This is a genomic window from Streptomyces sp. NPDC001920, from assembly GCF_053594495.1.
The window spans coordinates 1-23,485 of sequence record NZ_JBSFEP010000010.1 but is presented as its reverse complement, the minus strand read 5'-3'; the positions used below and the strand labels follow the sequence as shown (position 1 = coordinate 23,485).

Annotated in this window: 23 protein-coding genes; 12 read left to right on the top strand and 11 right to left on the bottom strand. The window is 70.3% G+C overall.

Features of this window, described 5'->3' with window-relative positions; all coding sequences use genetic code 11:
• Positions 1 to 15: 15 nt before the first annotated feature.
• Genes ACWCPI_RS18245 through ACWCPI_RS18225 form a run of 5 tightly spaced genes read right to left on the bottom strand, consistent with a single transcriptional unit; the run spans position 16 to position 6,556 of the window.
• Positions 16 to 951 (bottom strand): dihydrodipicolinate synthase family protein, encoded by a 936-nt coding sequence (locus ACWCPI_RS18245; protein WP_451039082.1) that lies wholly within the window; start codon positions 949 to 951, stop codon positions 16 to 18.
• Positions 951 to 1,970 (bottom strand): oligopeptide/dipeptide ABC transporter ATP-binding protein, encoded by a 1,020-nt coding sequence (locus ACWCPI_RS18240; protein WP_451039081.1) that lies wholly within the window; start codon positions 1,968 to 1,970, stop codon positions 951 to 953. Before ACWCPI_RS18240 ends, ACWCPI_RS18245 begins: the two co-directional genes overlap by 1 nt.
• A complete protein-coding gene (locus ACWCPI_RS18235) occupies positions 1,967 to 3,952 on the bottom strand; it encodes a dipeptide/oligopeptide/nickel ABC transporter permease/ATP-binding protein (protein WP_451039080.1) in 1,986 nt (661 codons plus the stop codon). The genes ACWCPI_RS18240 and ACWCPI_RS18235 overlap by 4 nt, the downstream gene beginning before the upstream one ends.
• Entirely contained in the window at positions 3,949 to 4,908 is a 960-nt protein-coding gene (locus tag ACWCPI_RS18230) for an ABC transporter permease (protein ID WP_451039079.1), read from the bottom strand. Before ACWCPI_RS18230 ends, ACWCPI_RS18235 begins: the two co-directional genes overlap by 4 nt.
• A 19-nt stretch (positions 4,909 to 4,927) precedes the next feature.
• On the bottom strand, positions 4,928 to 6,556 hold the full coding sequence (locus ACWCPI_RS18225; protein WP_451039078.1) for an ABC transporter substrate-binding protein: 1,629 nt from the start codon (positions 6,554 to 6,556) through the stop codon (positions 4,928 to 4,930).
• Between the two features lie 244 nt (positions 6,557 to 6,800).
• Between ACWCPI_RS18225 and ACWCPI_RS18220 the strand changes: the two genes are divergently transcribed.
• From ACWCPI_RS18220 to ACWCPI_RS18205, 4 genes are all read left to right on the top strand, one after another.
• Positions 6,801 to 7,628: a FadR/GntR family transcriptional regulator gene (locus tag ACWCPI_RS18220; RefSeq protein ID WP_451039077.1), complete on the top strand. Its 828-nt coding sequence runs from the start codon at positions 6,801 to 6,803 to the stop codon at positions 7,626 to 7,628.
• 10 nt (positions 7,629 to 7,638) lie between these two features.
• Complete coding sequence (locus ACWCPI_RS18215) at positions 7,639 to 8,049, top strand: VOC family protein (RefSeq protein WP_451039076.1); 411 nt, start codon at positions 7,639 to 7,641, stop codon at positions 8,047 to 8,049.
• Positions 8,050 to 8,128: 79 nt separating this feature from the next.
• Positions 8,129 to 10,522, top strand: a complete 2,394-nt coding sequence (locus ACWCPI_RS18210) for an ATP-binding cassette domain-containing protein (RefSeq protein WP_451039075.1) — start codon at positions 8,129 to 8,131, stop codon at positions 10,520 to 10,522.
• Between the two features lie 122 nt (positions 10,523 to 10,644).
• Complete coding sequence (locus ACWCPI_RS18205; RefSeq protein WP_451039301.1) at positions 10,645 to 11,079, top strand: helix-turn-helix transcriptional regulator; 435 nt, start codon at positions 10,645 to 10,647, stop codon at positions 11,077 to 11,079.
• Between the two features lie 60 nt (positions 11,080 to 11,139).
• Here ACWCPI_RS18205 and ACWCPI_RS18200 read toward each other — a convergent pair whose 3' ends face one another.
• Positions 11,140 to 12,060: a hypothetical protein gene (locus tag ACWCPI_RS18200; protein WP_451039074.1), complete on the bottom strand. Its 921-nt coding sequence runs from the start codon at positions 12,058 to 12,060 to the stop codon at positions 11,140 to 11,142.
• The gene (locus ACWCPI_RS18195) at positions 12,057 to 12,581 is read right to left on the bottom strand and encodes a SigE family RNA polymerase sigma factor (RefSeq protein WP_451039073.1); all 525 of its coding nucleotides are present in this window, start codon (positions 12,579 to 12,581) and stop codon (positions 12,057 to 12,059) included. Before ACWCPI_RS18195 ends, ACWCPI_RS18200 begins: the two co-directional genes overlap by 4 nt.
• An 81-nt stretch (positions 12,582 to 12,662) precedes the next feature.
• Between ACWCPI_RS18195 and ACWCPI_RS18190 the strand changes: the two genes are divergently transcribed.
• Both ACWCPI_RS18190 and ACWCPI_RS18185 read left to right on the top strand, forming a co-directional pair.
• Positions 12,663 to 13,100: a protein-tyrosine phosphatase family protein gene (locus ACWCPI_RS18190; protein ID WP_451039072.1), complete on the top strand. Its 438-nt coding sequence runs from the start codon at positions 12,663 to 12,665 to the stop codon at positions 13,098 to 13,100.
• 124 nt (positions 13,101 to 13,224) lie between these two features.
• Positions 13,225 to 13,662, top strand: coding sequence for a VOC family protein (locus ACWCPI_RS18185; protein ID WP_451039071.1), 438 nt, complete (start codon positions 13,225 to 13,227; stop codon positions 13,660 to 13,662).
• A gap of 1 nt (position 13,663) precedes the next feature.
• On the opposite strand, the gene ACWCPI_RS18180 is transcribed toward ACWCPI_RS18185, so the two are convergent.
• Both ACWCPI_RS18180 and ACWCPI_RS18175 read right to left on the bottom strand, forming a co-directional pair.
• Positions 13,664 to 15,145 carry an alpha/beta hydrolase gene (locus ACWCPI_RS18180; protein ID WP_451039070.1) on the bottom strand — a complete coding sequence of 494 codons (1,482 nt, stop codon included), beginning with the start codon at positions 15,143 to 15,145 and terminating at the stop codon, positions 13,664 to 13,666.
• A gap of 93 nt (positions 15,146 to 15,238) precedes the next feature.
• Positions 15,239 to 15,772, bottom strand: coding sequence for a GNAT family N-acetyltransferase (locus ACWCPI_RS18175; protein ID WP_451039069.1), 534 nt, complete (start codon positions 15,770 to 15,772; stop codon positions 15,239 to 15,241).
• A 182-nt stretch (positions 15,773 to 15,954) separates the two neighbouring features.
• On the opposite strand from ACWCPI_RS18175, the gene ACWCPI_RS18170 reads away from it, so the two are divergent.
• The 6 genes from ACWCPI_RS18170 to ACWCPI_RS18145 all read left to right on the top strand — a co-directional run bounded on the left by ACWCPI_RS18170 (position 15,955) and on the right by ACWCPI_RS18145 (position 22,643).
• The gene (locus ACWCPI_RS18170; RefSeq protein ID WP_451039068.1) at positions 15,955 to 16,752 is read left to right on the top strand and encodes an SCO2525 family SAM-dependent methyltransferase; all 798 of its coding nucleotides are present in this window, start codon (positions 15,955 to 15,957) and stop codon (positions 16,750 to 16,752) included.
• A 197-nt stretch (positions 16,753 to 16,949) separates the two neighbouring features.
• Positions 16,950 to 18,800, top strand: a complete 1,851-nt coding sequence (locus ACWCPI_RS18165) for an SCO2524 family protein (protein ID WP_451039067.1) — start codon at positions 16,950 to 16,952, stop codon at positions 18,798 to 18,800.
• A 3-nt stretch (positions 18,801 to 18,803) separates the two neighbouring features.
• Entirely contained in the window at positions 18,804 to 19,721 is a 918-nt protein-coding gene (locus tag ACWCPI_RS18160) for an SCO2523 family variant P-loop protein (protein WP_451039066.1), read from the top strand.
• The gene (locus ACWCPI_RS18155) at positions 19,718 to 20,698 is read left to right on the top strand and encodes an SCO2522 family protein (protein WP_451039065.1); all 981 of its coding nucleotides are present in this window, start codon (positions 19,718 to 19,720) and stop codon (positions 20,696 to 20,698) included. The genes ACWCPI_RS18160 and ACWCPI_RS18155 overlap by 4 nt, the downstream gene beginning before the upstream one ends.
• Position 20,699: 1 nt before the next feature.
• A complete protein-coding gene (locus tag ACWCPI_RS18150) occupies positions 20,700 to 21,674 on the top strand; it encodes an SCO2521 family protein (protein ID WP_451039064.1) in 975 nt (324 codons plus the stop codon).
• Positions 21,675 to 21,797: 123 nt separating this feature from the next.
• The gene (locus ACWCPI_RS18145; protein WP_451039063.1) at positions 21,798 to 22,643 is read left to right on the top strand and encodes a DUF6879 family protein; all 846 of its coding nucleotides are present in this window, start codon (positions 21,798 to 21,800) and stop codon (positions 22,641 to 22,643) included.
• Here ACWCPI_RS18145 and ACWCPI_RS18140 read toward each other — a convergent pair.
• Both ACWCPI_RS18140 and ACWCPI_RS18135 read right to left on the bottom strand, forming a co-directional pair.
• The gene (locus ACWCPI_RS18140) at positions 22,633 to 22,830 is read right to left on the bottom strand and encodes a DUF397 domain-containing protein (protein WP_451039062.1); all 198 of its coding nucleotides are present in this window, start codon (positions 22,828 to 22,830) and stop codon (positions 22,633 to 22,635) included. The genes ACWCPI_RS18145 and ACWCPI_RS18140 overlap by 11 nt on opposite strands.
• Positions 22,812 to 23,485 (bottom strand): DUF5753 domain-containing protein (locus tag ACWCPI_RS18135; protein WP_451039061.1); only part of this gene is annotated, 674 nt, incomplete at its 5' end. The genes ACWCPI_RS18135 and ACWCPI_RS18140, both read right to left, overlap by 19 nt.

The window sequence follows — 23,485 nt, the reverse complement described above, 5'->3', positions numbered from 1 at the left end:
GCCCCGCCCCGGGACCTACAGCAGGCCCGCCCCGGCGAGGAACTTCCCGACCCTCTCCACCTCGTCCGCCGACAGCGGCACCTGCGGCTCCGCCGTGACCGGGCAGTCGATGACGCCCCGCAGATGCAGCGCCGCCTTGAACGCCCCCAGCGCCGACGAGCTGCCCCCCATCCGCCCGGTGTCCCCGACGCGCACCATGCCGAACAGGGCGCACAGGCGCTCCTGTTCCAGGCGTGCCCGCTCCCGGTCACCGGCGCGGCACAGCTCGTCGAGACGGACGTAGCCGTGCGGGTCGACGTTGGCGAGGCCCGGTACCGCACCGTCGGCGCCCATCGCCAGGGCCGCGTCGACGAGGAGTTCCGAGCCGGTCAGCGCGCTGAATCCCCGGACGTCGCTGCGGCCGCGGGCGCCGGCGACGAGCTCCCGGAACCCGGCCAGGTCGCCGCTGGAGTCCTTCAGCCCGGCCAGGACACCCTCGGCGGCGAGGTCCAGGACCACGTCGGCGGGGAGCTTGGTGTGGACGGAGGCCGGGATGTCGTAGGCGATGACCGGGACGGGGCAGGCGGCCGCGAGCAGACGGTAGTGGCGGGCGATCTCGGCGGGGTGGGTGCGGGCGTAGAAGGGGGCCGTCGCCACCACCGCGTCCGCGCCCGCCCCCGTGACCTGCCGTACGTGGTCCAGGACCCTCGGCGTCGTCATGTCGATCACGCCCGCCAGCACCGGGAGCCGGCCGCCCGCGTGCCCCACCACCGCCTCCACCACCAGCCGGCGCTGCCGGTCCGTCAAAAAGGCCGCCTCCGAGCTGGAGCCCAGCACGAACAGGCCGTGCACACCGGCGTCCGTCAGATGGTCGACCAGCCTGAGCAGGGACGGGACGTCCACCTCGCGGTCCGGTGTCAGGGGCGTGCAGAGGGGCGGGACGACACCGGTGAGCGGGGTGGGCAACGTCATCAAGGCTCCTTGGAAAGGCGGATTCGGTGCGCGAGGTCGCGGGTGGCCTCGCCCTCCTGCACCGGATGGTGACACCTGTAACGATGCCCCGGGCGCGACGCGGCCGAAAACTCCGGCATCGCCTCGGCGCACACCTCGTCCGCCTTCCAGCACCGCGTCCGGAAGGGACAGCCGCTCGGCGGGCGCGTCGCCGACGGCACCGGGCCCGCCAGCGGGATCGGGTCGACCGGGTCCAGCAGGCCGGGGGTCGCGGAGAACAGGGCACGGGTGTACGGGTGCCGGGAGGCGCCGGTCACCTCGGCCGCGGGTGCCTCCTCGACGATCCGGCCGAGGTACATCGTGATCACGCGGTCGCTCATCCTGCGGACCGTCTGGATGTCGTGGGAGACGAAGACCAGAGCCAGGCCCAGCCGCTCCTTCAGGTCCAGAAGGAGGTTCAGGATCTGGGCGCGGACCGACACGTCCAGCGCGCTCGTCGGCTCGTCCGCGACCACCAGGGCGGGGTCCAGGGCCAACGCCCGCGCGATGGCGACCCGTTGACGCTGGCCGCCGGACAGCTGACCGGGCAGGACGTCGGTGAGGGCGCGCGGGAGACCCACCAGGGACATCAACTCCCGCACCCGGGCGTCGCGTTGTGCCTTCGGGCCGCGGTCGTGCACGTCCAGCGGGTCGCGCAGTATCTGCCGGACCGTCAGGCGGCGGTTCAGCGCCGTCGACGGGTCCTGGAAGATCATGCCCGTGCCGGCGCCCACCGCCGTCCGGCGCTCGGCCGCGGTCATGGCCCACAGGTCCCGGCCCCGCAACGCCACCGTCCCCGACGTCGGCCGCTCCACCCCCACCAGCACCTTCGCCAGGGTCGACTTGCCGCACCCCGACTCACCGACGACCCCCACCGTCTCGCCGGGGGCGATGACGAGATCGGCACCGGTCAGGGCGTACACCTTGTCCTTGGTGAACAGCCCGCCGCTGCGCGCCCTGTGCACGACGTGCGCGTCGGACAACTCCGCCAGCGCGTTCACCGGACGACCCCGCTGTGCGAACCCGTCGGCGCCAGTACGACCGCCGGGTGGTGGCACGCCGCCGTGTGCGTCGGCGAACCCACCGGATCCGGAGCCGTGGTCCGGCACACCTCGCTCGCCAGCGGACACCGGTCGGCGAAACGGCAGCCTTCGGGGAAGTCGGCGGGGGAGGGGACGACGCCCTTGATCTGGGTCATCCGCTCCTCGGCGGACTCCAGCGAGAGCACACTGCCCAGCAGGCCCCGCGTGTAGTGGTGCGCCGGTGCCTCCACCACGTCTGCGGTCACGCCGGTCTCCACGATCTGGCCGCCGTACATCACGACCACCCGGTCGGTCACGTCCGCGATCAGCGCGAGGTCGTGCGAGACCAGGATCAGGGCGAAACCCAGCTCCTCCCGCAGCCTCAACAGCAGTTCCATGACCTGCGCCTGCACGGTGACGTCGAGCGCGGTCGTCGGCTCGTCGGCGACGATCAGCTTCGGGTCGCGGGAGAGGGCCATGGCGATCAGAACGCGCTGGCGCTGGCCGCCGGAGAGTTCGTGCGGGTAGCTGCGCAGGGTGCGTTCCGGGTCCAGGCCGACCATCGTCAGCAGGTCGTGGGGGGTACGGCGGCCTCCGCGGCGTACGAGCTGCCCCAGTTGGGCGCGGATCGTCATCGCGGGGTTCAGGGACGACAGGGCGTCCTGGTAGATCATCGCCATCTCGTGGCCCAGCAGCCTGCGGCGCACCCGCATCGGCTCGCCCACCAACTGCCGCTGCTCGAAACGGACCTGGCCGCGCACCCGGGCACCCTTCGGTTCCAGTCCCATCACCGCGAGCGCGGTGAGCGACTTCCCGCAGCCCGACTCCCCGACGAGGCCCAGCACCTCACCCGGCCGCACCTCGAAGCTGATGCCGTCGACGATGTCCACACCGGCATGACGCCCCGCGAAGCCGATCGCCAGGTTCTCCACCGCCAGCACCGGCTGTCGCCCCTGGGGCAGTGGCCGCGCCCGGGACCGCAGCCGCGCCGCGGCCGCCGCCAGGCCCGGCAGCCGCAGCACCTCACCGCTGCCCGGCTCCGGTGCTTCGAGGCGGTCCTCGGCGTCCCGTACGTCGACCTCGCGCGCCGACGGTGCCGCCCACGCGTCCGACACGCCCTCGGAGAGGATGTTCAGCGACAGGACGGTCACCAGCATCAGCAACCCGGGGAAGACGGTGGCCCACCAGCCCCCGGTCAGCACCATGTTCTTGCCGTCCGCGATGACACTGCCCCAGGACGGGTCCGGTGGCCGCACGCCCGCGCCGATGAAGGACAGCGACGCCTCGAAGACGATGGCCTCCGCCACCTGGACCGTGCAGAACACCAGTACGGGAGCGGCGCAGTTGACGGCGACGTGCTTGACGACGATGTGCGGGGTGCGGGCGCCGATGACCCGTTCCGCCGTCACGTAGTCCTCGCCGTACTGGTCGAGGACGTTCGCCCGGACCACCCGTGCCACCGGTGGTGTGAACAGGAACGCGATCGCGCAGATCAGGACCGTGATCCCGCCGCCGAACACCGCCACGAGCACGGCGGCCAGCGCGATGCCGGGGAACGCCATCACCACGTCCAGGCAGCGCATCAGCGTCTCGTCGACGGCCTTGCGGGAGGTCGCCGCCACGGCCCCGAGCAGGGCGCCGACGACCAGCGCGAGCCCGGTCGCGCCCAGCCCGATCGCCAGCGACCAGCGGGCGCCGTACATCAGCCGGCTGAGGATGTCACGGCCGAGGCTGTCCTGGCCCATCCAGTGCCCGGCGGACGGATGTCCCGTGCCGTCCACCGGTGGCTGCTGGTCGAGCGGGTCGTGCGGGGCGAGCACGGGGGCGAGCAGCGCCATCAGGACCACGACGGCCAGGAAGCAGACGGCGGTCTTCGACAGCGGCGGCAGCCGGCGCCAGCCGCGCAGCCGGATGCCGGGCCGGGACAGCGCCTCGGCCAGACGCTTGTGGCGGAACGTCACGTCGCCTCCCGCAGGCGCGGGTTGACCAGCAGATACAGGATGTCGATGACGAGGTTGACGACGACGAACCCGGTGGCCGTCGTGAGCACGACGCCCTGGACCACCGCCGGGTCACCGTTCTTCACGGCGTCGATCATCAGCTTCCCCATCCCGGGCAGCGAGAAGATCGTCTCGATGACGACCGCGCCGCCGAGGAGATAGCCGACGCGCAGGCCGAGCACGGTCAGCGGGTTGATGAGGGCGTTGCGGAGCACGTTCCGGCCGACGACCACCCGCGGCGGCAGCCCGCTGCCGATCGCCGTGCGGACGTAGTCCTTGTCCAGTTCCTCCACCACCGCCGTCCGCACGATCCGCGTCAGCTGCGCCGCCACCGGCAGCGACAGCGCGAAGGCAGGGAGGGTCATGGTCCTCAGCCAGCCGGTGAAGGAGTCCGCCGGGTTGATGTATCCGCCGGTCGGGAACCAGCCGAGGTCGACGGCCAGGTACTGGATCATCAGCAGCGCCAGCCAGAAACCGGGGGCGGCGACGCCCGTCAGGGAGACGACACGGATGATCTGGTCGGGCAGGCGGTCGCGGTACATGGCCGCCGTCACGCCGCCGAGCAGCGACAGCACGACCGCGATACCGAGGCCCAGGAAGGTCAGCTGGAGGGTGAGCGGCAGTGCGGTCATGACTTGGTCGACGACCGGCGCCCGGGTCAGGGCGCTCGTGCCCAGGTCGCCGTGGAGCAGATCGCCGATGAAGGCGACGTAGCGGACGGGGAGGGGATCCAGCAGGCCGTTCTCCTCGCGGAAGTCGTGCAGTTGCCGGGCGGTGGGGTTGGCGCCCTGGAAGAACGCGGACGCCGGGTCGACGTCCGAGAACCGCATGACCAGGAACACGAACAGCACGATGCCGAGCATCAGCGGAACGAGCAGGGCGACGCGGCGGGCCAGGATCCTGACGACGGTGACCACTCAGGCACTCCCAGGGCCCCTAGGCCCACTTGGCCTGGAGGAGGTTGATGCCGGGGTACGGCTGTGCCCTTATCCCGGTGAGCAGCTCGGGGTTCCAGGCCGTCATCAGCTCGTTGTGGACGACCGGGTAGAGCACCGCCTGCTCGGCGACGACGTCGATGTAGTCCTGGATCATCGTCTTCTTCTTCTCGGGGTCCGGCTCCCGGGTGGCCCGGTCCATGTCCTTGAAGAGCGCCCTGGCCACGGAGTCGTCGGCCCAGCGCGTGTACTGCATCCACAGGTTCTCGGGGCCGTAGTTGTAGTGCATGATCAGGTCGGCGTCGAGGCCGAACTGGTTGGGGTTCGAGGCGGCGGCGACGACCTGGTAGTCCTGCTTCTGGTCCATCTTGGTGAAGACGGCCGTGGTCTCCTGCGGAGCGAGGGTGGTCTTCACACCGATCGCGTCCCAGGAGGACTTGATGGTCGGCAGGCAGTCCACGATCCAGCTCACGTTGACGGCGAGGATCTCGATCTCCAGCCCGCTGACCCCGGCCGCCTTCAGCAGGGCCTTCGCCTTGTCGGGGTCGTGGTCGTAGACGGTCTTCGCGCGCCGGTAGCCGGGATTGGCCTCGTCGAGGAAGGACGACGACGGCTTTCCGTGCCCCTTCAGCGCCACCTCGATCATCTTCTCGGTGTCGACGGCGTAGTGCAGCGCCTGTCGGACGCGTACGTCGTCGAAGGGCTTGTGCCTGGTGTTGAACATCAGGAAGAGGTTGTTCATCCCGGCGCCGCCCGCGACCGTGAGCCCGCCGCTCTCCAACTGCCGGATATTGGCGTAGGGAATGTTGTCGGAGATCTGCGCGCCGGCGCCGGCACCCGAGATCCTGGCCACGCGCGATGCCGCGTCCACGATCGTCAGCCAGTTCATCTTCTTGAAGGCGGGCTTGCGCGGGCCGTTGTAGCCGGCGAACGCTTCGAAGGTGGTGTTGGACTTCGGGTGGTGCGCGGTCTGCCGGTACGGCCCCGAGCCGATCGCCTTGCCCTTGATGGCCTCCTCCCAGGCGCCCGGCCGGGAGAAGACGTGCTTCGGCATGATCTTGGCGAGGGTGAGCCGCGAGATCCCGTCGGGGAAGGGGAACTTGAGCACCAGCTCGACGTTCCGCGCGTCGATCCTGCGGACTTCCTTCAGCCAGCTCGCGAAGAAGCCCTTGGCGAGGGTCTGCGTCTTCGGGTCGAGGATCCGGTCGAAGACGAAGACCACGTCGTCGGCCGTGACGGGCTTGCCGTCATGGAACGTCGCGCCCGCGCGCAGGGTGAATTTCCAGGACGTCGCGTCCGGGTCGGCCGGGACCCGGGTGGCCAGGGCCGGGTACGGCTCCCGGGAGATCGGGTCGGTGTCGAGCAGGCCCTCGTAGATGTGGTTGTTGGCGGCCATGCAGAAGGCGGACGCCGTCTGGGTGGGATCCCAGCTGCCGTCGTTGCCGTAGCCGATCACCGCGGTGAGCGTCCGGTCCCGGCCACCGCCCCCGCCGGTCTCGTTGGTGGACTCGGGGCCCGACGAGCAGGCCGACAGCGACGCGGAGACGGCGCCGGCCGCGCCCAGCGCGCCGGTGTACTTCAGGAACGACCGGCGGTGCAGCGCCGGCACGTCGTGGGTCACGTCGCGCACGGTTCCTCCAGCAGTGGGTGGTGCTCCGGCGAGGAGCGGGATGCGGAGATACGACGTCCTACGTCCTGGCGGTCAGCGTGACCATAGGTGGGGTGGTGGGTACGGTCAAGGGATCTCGCACGAATGGCGCATCCGTCACAGGTCGGACCAATGGCGCTGTGGCATGGCCTGAGTTGACCCCTCGTCAGGACCGCATCCGGCAGACATGGGATGTGGGACGTCGGGTGCGCGTACCATGCGCCGCATGCCCGGGCAGCCCAGGAACAGCCGTACGTCCGAGGAGTCCAGGAACAGCCGGATCCAGCGCCAGGTCATGCAACTGATCATCGACCGCAGGCTCCGGGCCGGCGCCCTCCTGCCCACCGAGGCCGAGCTCATGGAGGACCTCGGCGTCAGCCGCAACAGCGTCCGCGAGGCGCTCAAGGCACTCCAGGCCCTGGACATCGTGGAGATCCGGCACGGCTACGGCACCTATGTCGGCCAGGCCTCGCTCACCCCCCTCGTCGACGGACTGACCTTCCGCACCCTCGCCCGGCACGACCACGACGACTCGGCTGCGCTGGCCGAGATCCTGCAGGTCCGCGAGGTGCTGGAGGAGGGGCTGATCCGACGGGTGGCGGCGACGGTCACCGAAGCGGAGCTGGACCGGCTGGAGGCGGTGGTGGCGAGGATGGAGGCCGCGGGACGGGCCGGGCGGGCCTTTCCCGAACTGGACCGCGAGTTCCACGAGCTGCTCTACGTCTGTCTGGGCAACGCCCTCGTCCCGCAGTTGCTCGCCGCCTTCTGGGCGGTGTTCCGTCGCGTCCGCGGCGCCCGGGGCGGACCGGGCGATCCCTCACCCGACCTCACCGCCCGCCGGCACCGGGACATCGTCACGGCCCTGCGCGCCCGGGACGCGGAAGGGGCACAGCGTGCGATGGCGATCCACTTCCGGGGGATCGGCAACCACCGGGGCCGCTGCCCGGAGGCGGCCGTCCTCGCATCGCCCGCGGAGGCAGGCTCGTGCGGCCCCGCGCCCACCGGTGACCGGCCGATCAGGAATCGAGAAGCGCCGCCCTCCGGCCGCGGCTAGCGTGACGGGCATGGACATCTCGATTCACGCCAGCTTCCTTCCGCACGACGACCCCGACGCGTCCCTCGCCTTCTATCGCGACGCCCTCGGCTTCGAGGTCCGTACCGATGTCGGGCAGGGCAAGATGCGCTGGATCACGGTGGGCCCTGCCGGTCAGCCCGAGACGTCGATCCTGCTGGCGCCGCCCGCCGCCGACCCCGGGATCACCGACGACGAGCGCCGCACCATCGCCGAGATGATGGCCAAGGGCACCTACGGCTGGATCCTGCTCGCCACCGCCGACGTCGACGACACCTTCGAGAAGGTGCAGGCCAGTGGCGCCGAGGTCGTCCAGGAGCCGATCGACCAGCCCTACGGCATCCGCGACTGCGCCTTCCGCGACCCCGCCGGCAACCTCATCCGCATCCAGCAGCGCAGCTGAGCCGTCCCGCGGCCCCGAGCCACCGCACGTCCCGCCGACCGACCGGCACCACCAAAGACGCAGAGGGAGAGAGCACACGATGAGCAGGGCCACGAGGACGGACACGCAGGCGCCCGCACCGCACGTCGCCGACAGCCATGAGCTGATCCGCGTGCACGGCGCACGCGAGAACAACCTCAAGGACGTCAGCATCGAGATCCCCAAGCGCCGGCTGACGGTGTTCACCGGCGTCTCCGGCTCGGGCAAGAGCTCACTGGTGTTCGACACGATCGCCGCCGAGTCGCAGCGGCTGATCAACGAGACCTACAGCGCCTTCCTGCAAGGGTTCATGCCGAACCTCGCGCGCCCCGAGGTCGACGTCCTCGACGGCCTGACCACCGCCATCACCGTCGACCAGCAGCGCATGGGCGGCGACCCCCGCTCCACGGTCGGCACCGCCACCGACGCCAACGCGATGCTGCGCATCCTCTTCAGCAGGCTCGGCGAACCGCACATCGGCCCGCCCAGCGCGTACTCCTTCAACACCGCCTCGGTGAAGGCGAGCGGCGCGATCACCGTGCAGCGGGGTGACAGGACCAAGGCCGAGAAGGCTACGTTCGAGCGCACCGGCGGCATGTGCACCCGCTGCGAAGGCCGCGGCAAGGTCTCCGACATCGACCTCACCCAGCTCTACGACGACTCCAAGTCGATCGCCGAGGGCGCGTTCACCATCCCCGGCTGGAAGTCGGACAACGTGTGGACGGTGGGCATCTACGCCGAGTCAGGCTTCCTCGACCCGAACAAGCCGATCCGCCGGTTCACCAAGAAGGAGATGCACGACTTCCTGTACCGGGAGCCGACCAAGGTGAAGGTCAAGGGCGTCAACCTCACCTACGAGGGCCTCATCCCCAAGATCCAGAAGTCGTTCCTGTCCAAGGACAAGGAGGCGATGCAGCCCCACATCCGGGCGTTCGTGGAGCGGGCGGTCACCTTCACCACCTGCCCCGAGTGCGACGGCACCCGGCTCAGCGAGGGCGCCCGGTCCTCCAAGATCGGCGAGATCTCCATAGCCGACGCGTGCGCCATGGAGATCCGCGACCTCGCCGAGTGGGTCCGCGGGCTCGACGAGCCCTCGGTCGCGCCGCTGCTCACCGCGCTCCAGCACACCCTCGACTCGTTCACGGAGATCGGCCTCGGCTACCTCTCGCTCGACCGGTCCGCGGGCACCCTGTCCGGCGGCGAGGCGCAGCGCGTCAAGATGATCCGCCACCTCGGCTCCTCGCTCACCGACGTCACGTACGTCTTCGACGAGCCCACCATCGGTCTGCACCCGCACGACATCCAGCGGATGAACGACCTGCTGCTGCGGCTGCGCGACAAGGGCAACACCGTCCTCGTGGTGGAGCACAAGCCGGAGACCATCGCGGTCGCCGACCACGTCGTGGACCTCGGCCCCGGTGCCGGCACCGCGGGCGGCACCGTCTGCTTCGAGGGCACCGTCGAGGGGCTGCGCGCGAGCGACACCGTCACCGGCCGCCACCTCGACGACCGCGCCAAGCTCAGGGAGACGGTGCGCAAGCCCACCGGCGCGCTGGAGATCCGCGGCGCGACGGCGAACAACCTCCAGGGCGTCGACGTCGACATCCCGCTCGGCGTGCTCTGCGTCGTCACCGGTGTCGCGGGCTCCGGCAAGAGCTCGCTCATCCACGGCTCCATCCCGGCCCCCGAGGGCGTGATCTCGGTGGACCAGACGCCGATCCGCGGCTCGCGCCGCAGCAACCCGGCGACGTACACCGGCCTGGCCGACCCGATCCGCAAGGCCTTCGCCAAGGCCAACGGCGTCAAGGCCGCGCTGTTCAGCGCCAACTCCGAGGGCGCCTGCCCGACCTGCAACGGCGCCGGGGTCATCTACGTCGACCTCGGCATGATGGCCGGCGTCGACACCCCCTGCGAGGACTGCGAGGGCAAGCGGTTCCAGGCTTCGGTGCTGGAGTACCACCTCGGCGGCCGGGACATCAGCGAGGTACTGGCGATGTCGGTGGCCGAGGCCGAGGAGTTCTTCCGCGAGGGCGAGTCGCGCATACCCGCCGCGCACCGGATCGTCGAGCGGATGGCGGACGTCGGGCTCGGCTACCTCACCCTCGGCCAGCCGCTCACCACGCTCTCCGGCGGCGAGCGGCAGCGGCTGAAGCTGGCCACGCACATGGGGGACAAGGGCGGCGTCTACGTCCTCGACGAGCCCACCACCGGCCTCCACCTCGCCGACGTCGAGCAGCTGCTCGGCCTGCTCGACCGGCTCGTCGACTCCGGCAAGTCGGTCATCGTGATCGAGCACCACCAGGCGGTCATGGCCCACGCGGACTGGATCATCGACCTCGGACCCGGCGCCGGCCACGACGGCGGCCGGATCGTGTTCGAGGGCACCCCCGCCGAACTGGTCGCCCAGCGCTCGACCCTCACCGGCGAGCACCTCGCGGCCTACGTCGGCGGCTGACCCCGATGTGCCTGACCTCGTCACCGGTGAGGTCCTTCCTCTCGTCCCGCTCCCGGCAGACCCGGGAGTGGACGAGGTGGGAGCCGGCCCGGGAAGATACGGGAGTGAGCCCCAGCCACCCGATGCCCGAGGAGCAGCGCCTGCGGACCCTCGCCGCGCTGCGCCGGGTCCGCGACCGGATGGACCGGGAGTACGCGCGGCCGCTGGACGTCGAGGCGCTCGCGCGCGGCGTCCACATGTCGGCCGGGCACCTCAGCCGGGAGTTCCGCGCCGCCTACGGCGAGTCGCCGTACGGCTACCTGATGACCCGGCGCATCGAGCGCGCGATGGCGCTGCTGCGCCGCGGCGATCTCAGTGTCACCGACGTGTGCTTCGAGGTCGGCTGCTCGTCGCTGGGCACCTTCAGCACCCGTTTCACCGAGCTCGTCGGCATGTCGCCGAGCGCCTACCGCAAGCAGTCGCGGGAAGGCGACGCCACCGGGGGCATCCCCTCGTGTCTGGAGAAGCAGGTGACCCGGCCGCTCAGGAACCGGCCGGGCGCACCGCGGCCCTCGTGACGGGTCGGGGGCGCCGTCCCCTGTGCGGCGCCCCCGCCCGACGGACATGACGAGGGGAAGCTACGGCAGCGTCCGCTGGTAGTACTTGTCCTCGTCGGAGTCGTAGACCTGCTTGCCGTCGGCGTCGTAGCCCTTGATGTGCGGTGCCTCGGTGACCTGCTCGTTCAGCACGCCGGACGCCACGAACGAGCCGTGGTCGAGGGCGGCCTCGCTGCTGGAGTCGCCGTAGGAGACCGTCACCCGGGCGACCGACGGCTCGACCGTGCCGACGACGCCCCAGCGGAACGGCAGTTTCCAGTCGCCGCGGTCGAGGATCGACTGCTGGTAGAGCCGGCTGCCGTTGGGGTCGACGAAGACCGGGCCCTCGTCGGGAAGGACGGCGGTGTCGTCGCCGAAGCCGGTCATGCCCTGGGCCTGGCCGTCCACGACGGTGCACATCAGATAGCTCCGCTCCGGTTTCTCCCGCACCGCGACGACGTACATGCCGTCGCCGGGAGCGTTGGAGTCGCCGGTGCTGCGCATGGCCAGCAGGACCCGGTACCCGTCCGACGTGCCCAGCTCGCTCGGCGGGCCGCTGCTCGCCCCCTCGAAGGCCAGGCAGCTCTCCAGCCCGTCCGCCGCCTGCTCGAAGGTGAACCCGTCCAGCAGCTGCCCCGCCGTGGCCGGCCGCGCGGGCCCGCCCGCCGTCGGCGACGGGGACCGCGCGGCACCGACCGCGGGCGTCGGGCTCGTCGCCGCGGACCCGGCCGTGTTCCCGCCGCCCAGCGCGTACGCCCCGACCGGCATCGCCGCCAGCGTCACCAGCGCCGCCCCGGCCGCCGCCACCCGGCGCCGCCGTTCGGCCACGCCCCGGCGCCGGATCGCCGGATACGGGTCCGGCGGCGGACGGAACGTGTGGGCCTGCTCGGTCAGCAACTCCCGCAACTGCTCCTCGAACTCCTCCTCACCGCGCGCTCCTCGCCGCTGCTCTTCCGCGTTCACCTGCTGCCTCCCTGTCCCGCCGGAGTCATCCGGGCGAGCCCCGGATACGTACGCAACTTCGCCAGCCCCTTCGAGGCCTGGCTCTTGACCGTGCCGACGGAGCAGCCGAGCACCTCGGCGACCTCCGTCTCGGACAGGTCCTCCCAGTAGCGCATCACCACCACTGCCCTTTGCCGGGGCGGGAGTCGGGCCAGGGCGCCGAACAGCGCGCTGCGCTCGTCCACCTCCGTGTAGCCCTGGTCGCGTCCCACGACCTCCGGCGGGACGGCGGTCAGCGCCTCGGTGACCCGGCGCTTACGGAACCGGTCGCTGTTGCAGCTGACCAGCATCCGCCGGACGTACGCCTCCGGGTTGTCCGCGCGCATCACCCGCCGCCACGAGCGGTACGCCTTCGCCAGCGCCGTCTGCGTCAGGTCCTCGGCGTGGTGCGCGTCACCCGTGAGGAGATACGCGGTCCGCACCAGGTGCGACCACCGCGCCCTGACGAACTCCTGGAACTGGGCCTCTTGTTCGGCCTGCATCAAGCACCCTCCCTCGCCCCACAGACCACCGATGCCACGGATTCGGTTGCCCGCCCCGCCCGGCTCGGTTCGAATGGGCCCATGGGGAGCGAGAAACACTGGAACGAGACCGACGCCGGCGTCCTCAGACTGCCGTCCGGACGCCTGCTGCGCGGCCGGGGCCTGCGCCACCCCCTGGACCCGGCGGCACCCGCCCCGACCTACGCCCTCTACCTCCTGGGCAAGCAGCCGCCCGAGGTGCCCTGGGAGTCCCACTGGCTGCGCTGGCCCGACTTCCGCCTCCCGGCCGACCGCGCGGCCGCCCGCACCGCCTTCACCGAAGTCTGGGAGCGGGCCGCCGGCGAACGCGTCGAGGTCGCCTGCGGCGGTGGCCGCGGCCGTACCGGCACGGCACTGGCCTGCCTGGCGGTCCTGGACGGCGTACCGGCCGAGGAGGCCGTGGACTTCGTACGCCGCACCTACGACCGGCACGCGGTGGAGACGCCGTGGCAGCGACGGTACGTGCGGCGCTTCGGCTGAGGTCGTGGTCGGCCGGCCGGGTCGTCGTACGGCTGCCCGGGGGCGGCGGTGTGCGCCGGTGGGGCGTGACGGCCGACGGGCACGGACCGGGCCGCGGGGAGACCATGGCTGAGGAGGTGCGCGCATGGACTGGACCCTTGAGGTGATCGTCGTGCCGGTCACCGACGTCGACCTCGCCAAGGACTTCTACACCGACCGGTGCGGATTCCGCGCGGACATCGACGCGCCGTTCTACGCGGGCGTCGGCCGCTTCGTCCAGCTCACCCCGCCCGGCTCCCGCTGCTCCATCGTGCTGGAGTCCGGGATGCCGGCACCCCCGGGGCAGCGCCGGACGGCCCCCGGCTCGCTGCGGGGCCTCCAACTCTGTGTCATGGACATCGACACGGCACGGGCGGGGCTGCTGGGACGAGGGGTCGAGGTGACCCCCGTCATGCACATGGACGCGTCCGGGTGGACCCCGGGCCGGGGCGAGGAGAGCTGGAACTCCTACTTCTTCTTCCAGGACCCCGACGGCAACGGCTGGACGGTCCAGGAGGCCCCGGCCCCCCTCGTGGAACGCTGACCTAGGAGCAGTACGTGTCCTCGCCCGGCCGCTTCCCGGTCGCCAGGAAGCGGGAGACGGCGGCGTCGCCGCAGGCGTTGCCGTTGGCGAGGTAGGCGCCGTGGCCGGTGGAGTTCACGGTGACCATGACGGCCCGCCTGCCGAGGTCCTCGCGCAGCTTCAGGGCGCCGCTCAACGGGGTGGCGACGTCCCGCTCGTTCTGGATCAGCAGGACGTTCGACGGGCCGCGGTCGGTGACCCGCACCGGCGCCTCCTTCGGCTGCCACGGCCACGCCGCGCACACCATGGCGTTCCGCGGCATCCCCGCGGTCAGCGGAAACCTGGCCCGGCTCTCGGCGACGCCCTTGCGGTACACGGCGGCCGACCTGGGCCAGGCGGCGTCGTTGCAGATGGTCGCGGCGCCGACCGCGGCGCCGTTCTGCAGCACCGGCTCCGGCGGGGCCGTCGGCGCGGGCGGCACCGTGCCCTTGCGCGCGGCCAGCATCAGCTCGGCCAGGACCGGGTAGTCCTCGGGGTCGTAGAAGCTGTCCAGCATGGTCTGGCGCAGTGCGTTCCCGTTCAGCTCCGCCGGGTTGGCGCCGGGCCAGGGGATCGGCTCGCGGTCCAGGCGGGCGGCGAGGCGAAGGAAGAGCGGGCGCACCTCGGCGGCGGTGTCGGCGAGCCGGTACGGGTTGCCCGGCGCGGAGGCCCACGCGGCGAACTCGGGGAAGTTGTCCTCGACGCCCGCCTCGAACGCCTGCAGCCAGGCCCGCTCCGCCCGCACCGGGTCGGCGTGGTCGTTGCTGTCCAGCACGATGCGGTCGGTGCGGTGCGGGAACAGCTCCAGGTACGCGGCGCCGACGTACGTGCCGTACGAGTCGCCCCACGCCGACAGCCGGCGTTCGCCGAGCGCGGCCCGGATGCGGTCGATGTCACGGGCGTTGTTCTTCGTGCTGATGTGCCGCATCAGCTCTCCGCCGTTGCGCGCGCATGCTTCGGACACACGCCGCGCGTAGGCCATGTTCTCGGTGACGGAACCGCCGGGGGCGGGCCACGGGCGGGACTTGGTGAGGGAGAGGTCGGTCCGGTCCAGGTCGCAGCTCACCGGCGCGGAGGGCGCGTTGCCGCGCGGTGCGAACCCGACCAGGTCGTAGGCGTCCCGTACCTCCTCGGGCAGACCGCGCGCCTTGTCCGAGAGGTCGTGGAGGCTCGCTCCTCCGGGCCCGCCCGCGATGACCAGCAGTACGCCCCGGCGTGCCGACGGGTCCTCGCTGCGGATTCGGGAGACGGCGACGCCGATCGCCGGGCCGCCGGGGTCGCTGTAGTCCATCGGTACGGAGACGGTGGCGCACTCCTGCCGCGGATCGAGCCCTTCGCCCTCGCACGCGGTCCACTTCAGCGGCGCGGGCGTGCCGGTGGCGGACGCGGTGAGCGGGGTGACGAGTCCGAAGACGACTGCGGAGGCGGCCGCGATCAGGGCGGCACTCTTCGTGATCTGCTTCATGCCTGCAGCCTGTCCGAGCTTGACGAGGCGTCACATCCCGGTAACTCCCTTGTTCTTACGGGGGTTTACCGGGTGGGGTCTGCGGGGTGGGGTTTACCCCAGGCCCAGTTCCAGCGTCATGATCAGCCGATCCTCACCGGGACCCAGGTAATCTCGGTGCACTCCGCCCTCGGCCGCGAACCCCAGGGACCGGTACAGCATGATCGCCGCCGCGTTCGTCGGCTCCACGGTGAGCCGCACCTCGCGCACCCGCTCCCGGCGCAACCGCCCCAGCACCTCCAGCATCAGCCGCCTGCCGAGTCCCCGGCCCCGCTGGTCGGCGCTGACGGCCAGGCTCAGGACCCAGCACACATAGCCGTCCGACCGGGTGACGAAGAGGACATAGCCGTGCAGGCACTCCCCGTCGTCGAGGACGAGGACGCGGTCACCGTGCACGTCCAGGTGCTGGCGCAGCACGAAGTAGGGGTACGGATCGTCCGGGAACACCTCCCTGTCCACCCGCAGCAGTTCGTTCAGGTCGGCTTCGGTGGCCCCTCGCATGTCCAGCGGCCGGTCGGCGCGGTCGGCGAAGAACGCCTGGTCGGTGCGGTTACCCGGAAAAGGGAAACGTTCCTCCGGTAGCGCCATCGTCCGCCCCCTGTGTGATGGAATGGAGTCACTCGTGCGGGTGAGTGCCCGTTGTCTGCCCGTTTCAGGTGCTCAGTAGCGGTCCGCCCATCTTGAGCAGCGCGGTTCCGCCTGTTCAAGACCGCATGATGCCTATGCCCCAACGCGCTCCCGATGCGCCTCCTTTTGGTACCGTTGGTGGAATGACCCAGAGATCGTCGGGGGGCGTCCAGTTGAAGAATGCCGATGTGCCATGGGACGCGGCATTCGACTCGATCGCCTACCTTGATCACAACTACCGCGACTTACAGGCGGAGGACGCGGAGATCCTGCACATCATCCGGGATCATTTCGGCGATCATTTCCGGAAGCAGGGTGTCGGGCCGGTTTCCGGGATCGACGTGGGCGCGGGCGTGAACCTGTATCCCGCACTGGCCATGCTGCCCTGGTGCGACGAGATCACCCTCCTGGACCGTTCCGCCTCGAACGTGGAGTACCTCGCGAGCCAGGTCGACTCCTACGAGGAGAACTGGGACAAGTTCTGGGCCGCCCTGTGCCGCAAGGAGGCCTACGGCTCCCTGGACATGGACCCGCGTGAGCGCTTCCGCAAGGTCGTCAGGGTCGAGAAGGGCGACATCTTCGATCTCGTCCGGCACGAGGGACGGTGGTCCGTGGGGACCATGTTCTTCGTCGCCGAGTCGATGACCGCGTCCCTGCGCGAGTTCATGCTCGGCGTCGAACGTTTCATGCGGGCGCTGGCTCCCGGCGCTCCCTTCGCCGCCGCCTTCATGGCACATTCGAAGGGATATCACGCGGGCGAGCATTTCTTCCCGGCGTGTGACGTGGGAGAATACGAGGTGCGTGCGAGCCTTGAGGCTTTCGCGGGCGACCTCAAGGTTCAGCGGCTCGAATCCAAGGCCCAGGTGCGCGACGGATATTCGGGAATGATCGTCGCCTATGGCTGGCGACGTTATTCGGACGGGATCATTCCGTTCGACTGACCGCTCCTGGTCCACTGGTACGACTCGCCGGTATCGATTTCAACGGTCCGGATCCAATGGTTTCGCGCCAACGGTCCGGATCCCATGGTCTCGATTCACGGTCTCGATTCACCGGCCTCCACGGGCCGGTGAATCTTCACAACAGAAGAGGGCCATTCCTCAAGTGATGGCAGTGCGGTCTGTGTGAGGGGCATGGGATGCAGATCAAGCCACGCCAGCATCTGCTGGACATCTGGCAGGCGGTCGCCCGCCACTCTTTCGACGGGGGAGAGTGGGAGTGGGGCGAGTGGGGCAAGGAGAGCAGTGTCGCCGACGCGGAGCGGCTGCTGTGCCTGCTCTACCCCGCCACCGAGATCCCCGCGTTCCGTCTGGACGACCCGGACACGACACAGGACGACGTCCAGCAGGTCCTGAGGAGAGCCGGCGGGCGGCTGGAGGTTCCCGCCAACCTCGTCACGACCGCGGCCGACTTCATGCGGACGCACACCGGGGAGGACAAGCGGCCCACCTTCGCGGGGGGTTACTACTTCGGATCCGCGGACAAGACCAAGGAGCTCACCGAGGAACAACGCCAACTCGGCGTGGTCGACTCGTTCTCCATGTCGATCACCCTGTGCCTCGCCACACTCGGCTTCCTCAAGATCTACGAGACCAGGACCCGGCGCAGCGACATCAAGGAGACGATCTCCGACCTGCGCCAGGCCACCAGCAACCGCCTCACCGCCGCCATGGTGAGCCTGCTGCGCTCCTTCACGGTCAACGTCTTCGACACCGACTCCTCCCAGGGCCGTACCCTCTGCGAACTCCTCGGTCAGGGGCGGTTGTCGCAGCGGCAGGTGCTGAGCAAGTTCCAGAACCGTTTCCGCTCGCTGCGCGCGGCGCTGAACGAGAGCGTCTTCCTCGGCATCGACGTCCAGGAAGGTCTGAAGGACGAGAACCAGCTCTTCGAGTGCGGCTGGGCGTGGACCATGGTCAAGGACGCCCCCGAGGTCGAGACCAGCGAACCCATCGGCTCGCAGCCCGAGGGCGTCGCCAACGCGGTCCCGTACCTGTACTTCACCGTGGTCGCCCTCGACGGTATCCAGGACCTCTTCTCCGACCGCACCCTCACCCTCGGACTGCTCAACACCGAGCAGCAGAAGCTCGCCGAGGCGCTCCGCCTGCGGTGGGAGCTGACCCAGCAGTACTGGTCCCGTATCGCCCGCTTCGACGAGGACCGCTGGCCCCTGGAGGACATTCCCTGGCGTACGACGGGACAGAAGCTGGAGTCCGAGTACTTCTCCCTCTCCGTCGCCGCCATCCTCGTCCACGACCTGATGCGGCGCCGGGCCACCGACGACGACCTGACCCGCACCGTCGGCGTCATGGAGCGCCTCGCCGAACGCGGCCGCATCACCAGCCGCATGACCCGTGACGACCCCATGGTGCAGGCGCTGCACAACGTCGGTGTCGCCCTGCCGCTCCAGGGCAGCGAGCGGCTCGGCCCGCCCATGACCTGGGCCATGACCGACTTCTCGGCACAGCTGCTGAAGCGGACCGTCCAGCTGTGCACGCTCTCGCGCAGCCTCGCCTCGCACGACCGGCTGCTCAGACTCGCCGAGGACATCTTCGACCACATGTGGCAGCGCCGTATCCGCGACGGCGAGGGCGTCGGACTGTGGGACAACATCCACGCGGCCTATCCCCAGGCGGAGATCCTCAAGCGGCGGGTGCCGGTGTCCTGGAGCATCACCGAGCGGGTCACCGAGGTCATGGTGCAGGCGTACGAGATGTACCGGCAGCCACCGATCCGCAGCATCGAACTCACCGAACTCTCCCGGGCGTTGCTCAGCGAGTCGGCCCACCTGCTCGGCAACGAGCAGATGGAACCCGCGCCCAAGGACGACGGCAGGCACGGGATGCAGCTCAGGAACATCGAGGTCAAACTGCGCCGGGCGCGCGGCCTCGTGGACGAACAGCCGGGTACGGCATACGCGTTGGCGCTCGACGTGCTGGGACAGCTCGACTCGCTCGCCCGGGCCCGCGAAGCCGCGGACCGGGGAGTGTGAACCGTGCTGATCTTCGCCGCCTCCGACAAGGGAGGCACGGGCCGCTCCGTGACCAGCGCCAATCTCGCCTACCACCGTGCCCTCGCCGGGGACGACGTGTGCTACCTCGACTTCGACTTCGGCTCGCCCACCGCGGCGGCCGTCTTCGACGTGGGTGACGCCCGTCGGGCCACCGAGGACCGCGGACTGCACGCCTACCTCATAGGGGAGGTCAGCGAACCGGCCCGGATCGACGTCTGGGCCGAGACCGAGCACCAGGTGCTGCGCTTCCCGCCGCCCGGCTGCGGCCGCCTGGTGCTGATGCCCGGTGACGTCAGCGGCGGCGAGTTCGCCATCAGCGACGACAACCTGCGCCGGTGCGTCGACCTGCTGACCACCCTCTACTACGAGTTCGACCTGGTCGTCGTCGACCTCAGCGCCGGACGCTCCTACGCCGTCGACATGGTCCTGGAGGCCACCGCACAGCCCGAGATGAGCGAGGTCACGGCCCGCTGGCTGGTCTACCACCGCTGGACCCGCCAGCATGTGGCGGCCGCCGCGAGCCTGGTCTTCGGCAAGCGCGGCATCGTCGCCGGCGGCGTCGACCGCGGCCACGACGAGGAGGCGCTGCGCGCAGCCATCCGCTTCGTACGGGCCGCCGTCCCCGACCCCGAGTCGCCGCTGTGGTCCCAGGTCTCGCCCACCCAGTCGGCGTGGATGCGCAAGACCGACGGCGACCTCAAGCAGCTCGCCTCCACCCACGGCATCGGCTACAGCCTGGTGCTCGGCTCCGTGCCGCTGGAGCCGGTCCTGCAGTGGCGGGAGCAGCTCATCACCGACGAGGACGTGCTCGACAGCCAGATCGCCAACCAGGAGACCTGGCAGGCGCTGAGCCAACTCGCCGCACGTCTGACCGACGACAAGTTCTGGGAGCAGGCGTGAGCGATGCCGTGTTCCAGGAGACCACCGCCGAGCCGCGCACCCAGTCCGTCCCGCTGTCCCACCTCTCCCTGGAGCTGGGCCACCTCTACATGGAGGACTTCGAGGCGGGGCCCAAGCGGCTGGGCGAGCACTTCGCCGAGGTGCGGGTCTGGGCGGACGCGGTACGCGCCTCCGCCGCCCGCCGCAGCAAGCGGCCGCGCATCAGCACCTGCTTCCTCGTCGACGACTACTTCACCCGCTTCTCCACCCCGGACGAGCTGATCCCGATGGTGATCGGGGAGGCGGAGAAGGCGGGCCTGGTCATCGACTACCTGGCCCGTGAGTCGGCGTGCGCGGTCGCCGACCGCGTCGAGCTCGCGGAAGCCGTCATGCACCGCCTCGTCGAGTCGCCGCCGCCGGGCAGCTACGGCTCCCGCCCGCACGTCAGCCAGACCGGCTGGCTCGCCAACGGCCAGCGCACGCCCACCGGGTCCCGCAGCGCCCTGGGCGCGGTCAAGGGCTGGGAACCGCCCCAGGAGACCGCGGCCCGCAACCACTCGGTGTTCATGGACGTCGAGCTGTGGTCCGAGAAGGACGGCAAACGCCTGTGGTCCTGCCCCTTCCTCGCCGCCGTCTGGCAACTGGCCCGGCTGGGTCTGTTGCGGCACCTTGGGGAGCCCGTGCTGGTGCCGCAGGAGTGGGAGGGCGCGGACTTCCCGCACGACTGGGACCGGCTGCCGCCGCTGATCCGGCTCACCGACACCAAGGCGCCCTTCAGCGCCTACCGCACCTGCACCCTCATGCCGAACCGGTTCCTCGCCGTCGAGGACGCCGTACGGCTCATCCTCGACCAGACGGACGTCGACACCGAGGCGCTGAAACAGGTCGACAAGCGCTCCCGCGACGAGGGGATACCGGTACCGGCGGCGGTCGCGCAGCGCGCCACCTACGTCTTCTACGAGGAGCCCGGCGACTCCTCCGAGAGCGAGGAGTCCTGAGATGACGGCGGCCCCCGGACAGCCCGCGCGCTCGGTCCTCGCCTGCGGTGAGGTGCGCACCTGTCTGCTGCCGTCCTTCCAGGCACTGGACCGCAGGGCCGCCGCCCAGCTGCTCAGGCTGCGCGCGGACGAACACGTCCGGGTCTCCGAACGGCCCACCATGTACGCCCTGTCCCCCGAGGTGCTCACCGGGGTGGACTGCCGGCTGCCCACCGCCAACGGCAGCAAGGTCCGGGCCGTCGGTACGGTGGCCGCCCGCGCGGCGCTGACCGAGGGCCGCCTGCTGCAGTCGACGGCGTACTTCAGCGCCCCGTCGGCCGGACCCGACCTGCGGCGCCCCTGGGGCCAGTACCTCGTACGGCCGGGCCTGGTGGAGCCCTTCGGCAAGCTGCCCCAGCAGGCCACCGCGGAGGGAGTGCTGCGCGGCGCCGGGAAGGGCGAACTCGACCTCGGGATGATCGCCGAGGGCCTGCTGGCACAGCTCCGCCGGCACGCGTTCCTGGACCGCCGGGTCCCGTTCAAGTCCAGCCCCACGCGGCTGCGCTGGGTCGCGCGACGCGAGCCCGAGCGGGAGCGTGCCGCCCTGGTGAACTTCACGGTGGCCGAGGGCGGGCTGCGGACGATGGAGCTACGGCTCCCGGCGGGTGTCCCGGCCGCCTCGGTGGCGGGCCTGTGCGAGGATCTCGCCCTGCACGACTGGCTTTTGACAACAGTTCAGCACATGCTGGACAACAGCCGTCTCGGCGCGGCGGACGGGCCGTCGGTCGTCGAGGTGCTCCATCCGGTCGTGGTTCATCTGCTGCATCTGTGGATGCCGCGGGCGCACGTGGACCCCGCGCTGGGCCACCTGTGGGACGTACTGGAAGAGAAGCCGGGGTTCTCCCGCCAGTGGGAGAACCTGAGCCGGCGCATCAGAGATCGACTGGCCCTCCAGGCCGTAGCGACGCCGCACCAGACGCTCAGTGACGCGCGCTGAGGAGCGGTACAACCAGAAACCGACGGGGGATGAGACATGAGCGGAGCGCCATTAGGGGCCGGTGGCAACGGGAGGACCGCGCCCCGGGTTCAGCACCCACAGAGGTCGAAGGTCCTGCTCAGGGTGTTGGTCGCGGGTGTGGCCGGTGCCGTGACCTTCCTGCTGAGCGGTCTGCTGAACCAGGAGGACGACAACCTCTGGGAATGGACGATGTCCATCGTCCTCGGCTGCGCGGTGCTGATCGTGCAGTACCTGGTGGACTTCGGGGAGCGGTTCGAGAAGGTCGACCAGGGCTTCGCCGAGATCCTCGCCGCGACCGAGCTGTTCAGCCAGGTGGACGGTTCGGTGCTGCGGTCCGAGGAGGTGACGCGCCTGGTCCTCGGGTACACGAAGGTCCGTGAACAGGGCGGCGACATCATGCAGGCCTTCGCGGAGAAGGAGCTGGGCCGCCTCGCCAAGATGATGGAGGGCCTCGGCAGCGGCAGCGCGGACTGCCCCGGCGAGAACCACGAGTGGCTGATCGACATCACCGACTGCGTCAAGATGACCCTGGACGCCACCAGCACCTCGGTGGACCGGGAGTTCTGGACCAGCGGGCCCGCCGAGCGGTACCTCGCGGCGCAGGAGAAGGCGATCAAGAAGCGGGGCGTGGAGATCCGCCGCCTGTTCATCGTGCGGACCGAGGACGAGGTCACGCCGGAGCTCAGGGCGCTGTGCGACGACCATCGGCGACGGGGCATCGACGCGCGGATCGCGGTGCGGTCGCTGATGGAGTCCAACCCCAGGGTGAGCGACTTCATCGTCTTCGACGGCGAACTCTGCCACGAGACCAAGCCGGACCAGGAGAACAACCCGGACAGCACGCTGCTGAACGCCGAACCGGACCATATCGAGGACCACGTCAGCCAGTTCAACGACCTGTGGGCGGAGGCGGAGCGTCAGCAGACGGCTCCGCGGGTCACCTCATAGACGTGACGAAGCTGTCCCAGGCGTGAGCGGGGAAGAGGAGTACGGGGCTGTCCGGGGCGAGTTTGGTGTCTCGGACAGGGACGGTGCCGGGGACTCCGTCGGCTACCTCGATGCAGTCCTCCCCGCCGGCGCCGCCGCTGTAGGTGCTCTTATGCCACCGGGCGTTGCTCAGGTCGTACTCTCGCATCGTCTGTAGTCCTCCGCTGCCGACTCGATCAGGGCCAGGGAGTCCTCCCGCGACAGTGCGGTGGCCCTGAGGAGATCGTAATGCGCTCGGGTTCGCTTCACCACGGCAGGATTGTCCAGCAAAGTCCCCGAAAACACGCCTTCTGTATAGACAGTTGGTGGGGCATCCTCGAACTCCATGAGCTTCATCATCTTGCCCATCTGCGCGTGCGCCCCAGCCGAGAACGGCAGCACCTGAACCAGCACCGTGCGCTCCCGCACCAGCGCGGCGACGTGATCGAGTTGGCGGGCCATGACCGCCGTGCTGTCCACCGGGACGCGGAGGGAAGTCTCGTGGAGCACCGCCCAATACACGGGCCGTGCAGCGTCCTTGAGGGTCCGAGCCCGGTCCATGCGGCCTCTGACCAACTCCTCGATGTACTCGTCGGTGGCGAACGGATTGTTGGCCAGAAACACCGCCCGCGCGTACTCCGGCGTCTGTAGGAGGCCGGGCACCACCATCGGCGCGTACTCGCTGATCTCAGTTGCTAGCCGTTCCAACTCCACCACGTGCGCGAAGTGCTCCGTATACGGCTGCTCCTTGATGAGCTTTCGCCAAAGGCGCTCGAAAATACCGTCGGTTTGCAGAGCCTCATCAATCCGCTGGGCTACATCGA

Bases quoted from the DNA above. Each gene is read 5' to 3' on its own strand.
- ACWCPI_RS18210 (WP_451039075.1), top strand. From the start codon at position 8,129: ATGAGCAGGGCCACGAGGACGGACACGCAGGCGCCCGCACCGCACGTC.
- ACWCPI_RS18150 (WP_451039064.1), top strand. From the start codon at position 20,700: ATGACGGCGGCCCCCGGACAGCCCGCGCGCTCGGTCCTCGCCTGCGGT.
- ACWCPI_RS18195 (WP_451039073.1), bottom strand. From the start codon at position 12,581: ATGCAGGCCGAACAAGAGGCCCAGTTCCAGGAGTTCGTCAGGGCGCGG.
- ACWCPI_RS18245 (WP_451039082.1), bottom strand. From the start codon at position 951: ATGACGTTGCCCACCCCGCTCACCGGTGTCGTCCCGCCCCTCTGCACG.
- ACWCPI_RS18205 (WP_451039301.1), top strand. From the start codon at position 10,645: ATGCCCGAGGAGCAGCGCCTGCGGACCCTCGCCGCGCTGCGCCGGGTC.
- ACWCPI_RS18185 (WP_451039071.1), top strand. From the start codon at position 13,225: ATGGACTGGACCCTTGAGGTGATCGTCGTGCCGGTCACCGACGTCGAC.
- ACWCPI_RS18140 (WP_451039062.1), bottom strand. From the start codon at position 22,830: ATGCGAGAGTACGACCTGAGCAACGCCCGGTGGCATAAGAGCACCTAC.
- ACWCPI_RS18180 (WP_451039070.1), bottom strand. From the start codon at position 15,145: ATGAAGCAGATCACGAAGAGTGCCGCCCTGATCGCGGCCGCCTCCGCA.
- ACWCPI_RS18215 (WP_451039076.1), top strand. From the start codon at position 7,639: ATGGACATCTCGATTCACGCCAGCTTCCTTCCGCACGACGACCCCGAC.
- ACWCPI_RS18165 (WP_451039067.1), top strand. From the start codon at position 16,950: ATGCAGATCAAGCCACGCCAGCATCTGCTGGACATCTGGCAGGCGGTC.
- ACWCPI_RS18220 (WP_451039077.1), top strand. From the start codon at position 6,801: ATGCCCGGGCAGCCCAGGAACAGCCGTACGTCCGAGGAGTCCAGGAAC.
- ACWCPI_RS18170 (WP_451039068.1), top strand. From the start codon at position 15,955: ATGACCCAGAGATCGTCGGGGGGCGTCCAGTTGAAGAATGCCGATGTG.
- ACWCPI_RS18175 (WP_451039069.1), bottom strand. From the start codon at position 15,772: ATGGCGCTACCGGAGGAACGTTTCCCTTTTCCGGGTAACCGCACCGAC.
- ACWCPI_RS18190 (WP_451039072.1), top strand. From the start codon at position 12,663: ATGGGGAGCGAGAAACACTGGAACGAGACCGACGCCGGCGTCCTCAGA.